Genomic DNA, 4,094 nt, shown 5'->3' with positions numbered 1-4,094 from the left:
GGGCGGGGCCGGTCCGGCCTGAGTCGGGGTGATCCGGGCGGGCTCCGGGCGGTTCCGAGTGGTTCGCGGGGGTCTCGGGCGAAGCCGTTCGAGGCCGGACCGGCGGTCCGGTGTCCTACTCCCACGGGCTTGCTCCGCCCAGAAACAAACAGCGCGTTCGGTTTTGTATTGACAAACCGTCTGTCCTGTTTTTGGATAGGTGTCGGGTGCTCGACCGACCTTCCAGCGGACCTGCGCGGACGGTGAGCAGCGGAGCGCCTGCCCGACCGGCGGCCGTCGGGGCCGCCGATCCGTCTGGATGTGGGGTGGTCGTCGTGGAGATCCGCGTGCTGGGGGTCTTGGGGGTCCGACTGTGCGGGGTTTCGGTGGTGCCCTCGGCGCCGAAGCCTCGACAGGTGCTCGCCCTGCTGGCGTTACGGGCCGACCAGGTCGTCCCGGCGAGCGTCCTCGCCGAGGAACTGTGGTCCGGCCGTCCGCCGCGCAGCGCCCGCACCACCGTGCAGACCTATGTGCTCCAACTGCGCGACCTCATCGACCGGGCGCTCGCCCAGGGGGACGGCGGCCCGGGAGCCTCCTGCGCGAAGGACGTCCTGGTCACCTCGGCCGGCGGCTACATGCTGAACAGCGGTGGCGGGCTGGTCGACCTCCAGGAGTTCGACCGCCTCGCCGGGCACGGCTACCGTGCCATGGACGGCGGCGACTTCCCGCTCGCCGCCCGCCAGTTGGGCGAGGCGCTCGCGCTGTGGCGCGGCCCGGCCTTCGCGGACGTCCCGGTCGGCGGCCAACTCGCCGTCGAGGTCAGGCGGTTGGAGGAGACCCGGCTCTGCGCGCTGGACCAGCGGATCGAGGCCGACCTGCGCCTCGGCCGGCACCGGGTGCTGCTCGCCGAACTCACCGTCCTGGTCGACCGCTACCGCACCCACGAGAGCCTGCACGGCCAGTACATGATCGCGCTGCACCGCTCCGGCCGCCGGGGCGAGGCACTGGAGGCCTACCAGCGCCTGCGGAACACCCTGGTGCGGGAGTTGGGCATGGAGCCGTCCGCGGCACTGCGGCGACTCCAGCGCTCCATCCTGCTCGCCAGCCCGGAACGCCCGGACCAGGAGCAGCCGGGCGTGCTCGCCGAGGGAGCAGTCGCCCGAACCGCCCGCCTCACCCGGGTCGGCTGAGCCCGGCCCGCGACGTCGCCGCCCGACCGCTCCCGACCACACCGGGCAGCGACGGGCGGCGACGGGCAGCGACGGGCGGCGCGGGGTGGCGGCGGAACCGGTGGCCGGCCGGCGGGCGCGTCGGTCAGTCGGTCAGCACGCCGGTGTTCTGGCAGGCGTGCAGCAGCCACCGCCCGTCGTCCTGCCTGGTCATGACGTACAGCGGTGCACCCTCCGAGCCGCCGTCCGCGTCGCCGTTCGCCGAGTGGTAGACCTGGCGGACCTTGACGGCGGCCACGTCGGGGCGGAGGAACTGGATGTGCACCGGCTCGTACGTGACCCGGCCGTCCCAGGTCGCGGCGGGCAGGACGGCTCGGGTGAACTCGGCGATCGCGTCCAGGCCGAGGAGGACCTTGCCGTGCGCGGTGGTCCAGAGCGCCTCGGGGTGGAAGAGGGCGAGGAAGGCGTCCGGCTCCTTGGCACGTTGGGCGCGCTCGACGGCGGCCACGACCTGCTCGATGGCCGCGATGTCCGCGAGCTCGGTGTCGGAGGGAGCGGTGTCGGAGGGAGCCGCGTCGGAGGGACCGGCGTCGGAGGGGGCGCTGCCGGAAAGGGCGGTGTCGGCGGGCGCGGGCGTTGCGGATTCGGTGTTCATGAGGATCACCCTGGGACCTCAAGTTCCCTTGAGGTCAAGCCCGTCGGGGCACCTCGGGGCGCAGCGCCAGGTAGGTGTCGAGGCGGGCCGAGGCGGTGAGCATCGCGAGCCCCCGGGTGGTGAGGCGCTGTTGCCAGCCGTCGAGGGCGGCGGCCAGTTCACCGGTGCCGCCCGCCGTGCGGATCTGCCGCAGCACGGTGGCGACGCGGTCCAGCAGGTAGCCGCCCCGGCGGAGCAGGTGGGCGAGTTCGGCGTCGCGGACGTCGGCCGGGAGGTAGCGGCGGTGGCCGGTGGCGCGGTCCCGGGCGGGGGTCAGGATGCCGGCGGCCTCCCAGGCCCGCAGGGTCGCGGGGGTGACACCGAGCCGGTGCGCGACCTCGCCGACGGAGCGGGGGCCGGGCAGCGCGGGAAGGGCGGGGCCGGGCGTGGCGCCGTCGGTCAGGTGGCCGACGGCCGCGCGGACGGCGGCGAGGGTCTCCCGGTCGCGCAGCAACTGGGCGTGGCCCCGGTCGAGTTCGGTGAGGGCGTCGCCGAGCCGGTCGGCGTGGACGGCGGTCATGACCGAGCCGGCGGTCGCGTGCCCGTACGCCGGGACGAGGGCGAGGTAGGCGCGCAGGGCGGCCGCGTGCGGCTCGGTGTAGATCCGGTACCCGGTGGGTGTGCGGTCGGCGGGCGGGAGGTAGCCGTCGCGCTCGTAGTTGCGGATGGCCTGGGTCGAGATGCCGTGCTCGCGAGCGAGGTCGGCGGGTCGCATGGTCGTCTCCGTTCGGGGTCGGGCGGGCGTTCGGAGTCGGCCGATGGTTCAGGGCCGTTTGAGGCTTTCGGCCACAGTTGGGCAATGCCTGGGCGGTGGTGGAGGGAAAAGTTTCAACCGATCTTTCAAGGATACGCTTGAGGCTCATGAACCAGGACATCAACGATTTCGTCCCCCCGGCGTGCGAGCTTCTGGGCCTCGGTGAGCCGACGCACCAGGAGCCGGCGTTCGGGCGGGTCCGCAACGAGCTGTTCGCCCGGCTGGTCGACCGGGGCTTCCGGTCGATCGCCCTGGAGACCGACCGGGTGGCCGCGTTCGCCGTGGACGCCTACGTCCGGGAGGGTGTCGGCACCCTCGACTCGGCGCTGGAGGAGGGCTTCACCCACGGTTTCGGGGAGCTCGAGCCCAATCGCCGACTCGTCGCCTGGATACGGGAGTTCAACCGGGACCGGGCGTCCGGTGCGCAGCTGTCCTTCCATGGCTTCGACATCCCGACCGAGAACACCAGCGCCCCCAGCCCGCGCCGCTACCTCGAACACGCCCGCGACTACCTGGGGCTCGACCTCGACCTCGCCGGGGTGGCGGGCGAGGACGAGCGCTGGAGCCGCACGGAGGCGGTGACGGATCCGGCCCGGTCGCCGGGTGACAGTGCCGAGGCCGTGCGGCTGCGCTGCCTCGCCGACGACCTCCTCCTCCAACTCCACATGCGGGCACCGGCATTGATCGCCAAGACCTCGTCCGCCGAGTGGTACGCGGCCCGCACCCGGCTGACCGCCGGGATCGGACTGCTGCGCTACCACGCGCAGTCGGCGGTCCGGGGCCTCGACCAGAGCGCCCGGATCAGCGCCCTGTCCGGCGTGCGGGACGCGCTGATGGCGCAGAACCTCCTCGACATCCGCGCGATCGAGGCCGAGCGCGGACCGACCCTGGTCTTCTCCCACAACCTGCACCTGCGGCGGAACCCGAGCGCCTGGTCGTCGGGCGAGCTGGACTGCCGCTGGATCGGCGCGGGCCACATCGTGGGCACGCTGCTGGGCGACCGGTACGCCTTCGTCGCCGGGAGCCTGGGGCGCAGCGAGGCGATCGGGCTGGCCGAGCCGGCGCCGGGGACGTACGAGGCCCACCTGCAGGGGCGGGGCGCGGCCTGGGAGTTGACGGACACGGCGCTGCCGGCCGGGGTCCGGACGCGCACCGACACCGTCCCGCGGCAGGGCTACTTCCCGCTCGACCGGGAGGTGCTCGACGGTGCGGCCGCGCTGCTGCACATCGCCGACGGCGCGGCGGTACCGGCCGGAGCCTGAACGGGGGCCGGAGCCTGAGCGGCGGCCGGTCCCGGGTAGGCCCGCCGCAGGTGGGCCACCAGGGCGGCGGTCGGCGGTGAGGCGGGCTGCCCGGTCGGCCAGGTGAGCGCGATCCGGACCCGGGGGACGGGTCCGGTGAGCGGGCGCACCCGCAGACCGGGCAGCGGGCCCGGGTCCGGCAGGACGGCGACGCCCAGCCCGTGTGCGGCGAGTTCGGCCAGCTGCGGTGGCGCGGC

The 4,094-nt window shown here is 74.2% G+C and carries 5 protein-coding genes; 2 read left to right on the top strand and 3 right to left on the bottom strand.

Features of this window, described 5'->3' with window-relative positions:
- Nucleotides 1-314 precede the first annotated feature (314 nt).
- On the top strand, nucleotides 315-1,169 hold the full coding sequence (locus tag AE652_RS22085) for an AfsR/SARP family transcriptional regulator (RefSeq protein WP_082345890.1): 855 nt from the start codon (nucleotides 315-317) through the stop codon (nucleotides 1,167-1,169).
- A 124-nt stretch (nucleotides 1,170-1,293) separates the two neighbouring features.
- Here the strand turns inward: AE652_RS22085 and AE652_RS22080 are convergent, their stop codons facing one another.
- Both AE652_RS22080 and AE652_RS22075 read right to left on the bottom strand, forming a co-directional pair.
- Complete coding sequence (locus AE652_RS22080; protein ID WP_082345888.1) at nucleotides 1,294-1,803, bottom strand: SgcJ/EcaC family oxidoreductase; 510 nt, start codon at nucleotides 1,801-1,803, stop codon at nucleotides 1,294-1,296.
- 34 nt (nucleotides 1,804-1,837) lie between these two features.
- On the bottom strand, nucleotides 1,838-2,557 hold the full coding sequence (locus AE652_RS22075) for a TioE family transcriptional regulator (protein WP_049654186.1): 720 nt from the start codon (nucleotides 2,555-2,557) through the stop codon (nucleotides 1,838-1,840).
- 146 nt (nucleotides 2,558-2,703) lie between these two features.
- Here AE652_RS22075 and AE652_RS22070 point away from each other — a divergent pair, with 146 nt between their 5' ends.
- Nucleotides 2,704-3,858: an erythromycin esterase family protein gene (locus AE652_RS22070; protein ID WP_049654184.1), complete on the top strand. Its 1,155-nt coding sequence runs from the start codon at nucleotides 2,704-2,706 to the stop codon at nucleotides 3,856-3,858.
- Here the strand turns inward: AE652_RS22070 and AE652_RS22065 are convergent.
- A partial coding sequence (locus AE652_RS22065) for a LysR substrate-binding domain-containing protein (protein ID WP_049654182.1) occupies nucleotides 3,771-4,094 on the bottom strand: 324 nt, incomplete at its 5' end. The two genes, AE652_RS22070 and AE652_RS22065, sit on opposite strands and share 88 nt — an antisense overlap.

It is taken from the genome of Kitasatospora sp. MY 5-36, assembly GCF_001182915.1.
GTDB lineage: Bacteria > Actinomycetota > Actinomycetes > Streptomycetales > Streptomycetaceae > Kitasatospora.
The sequence above is the reverse complement of the archived record's forward strand: the minus strand, read 5'-3'. Positions and strand labels throughout refer to the sequence as shown.

Coding starts and splice junctions, on each gene's coding strand:
- AE652_RS22080 (WP_082345888.1), bottom strand. CDS start 1,803: ATGAACACCGAATCCGCAACGCCCGCGCCCGCCGACACCGCCCTTTCC.
- AE652_RS22075 (WP_049654186.1), bottom strand. CDS start 2,557: ATGCGACCCGCCGACCTCGCTCGCGAGCACGGCATCTCGACCCAGGCC.
- AE652_RS22070 (WP_049654184.1), top strand. CDS start 2,704: ATGAACCAGGACATCAACGATTTCGTCCCCCCGGCGTGCGAGCTTCTG.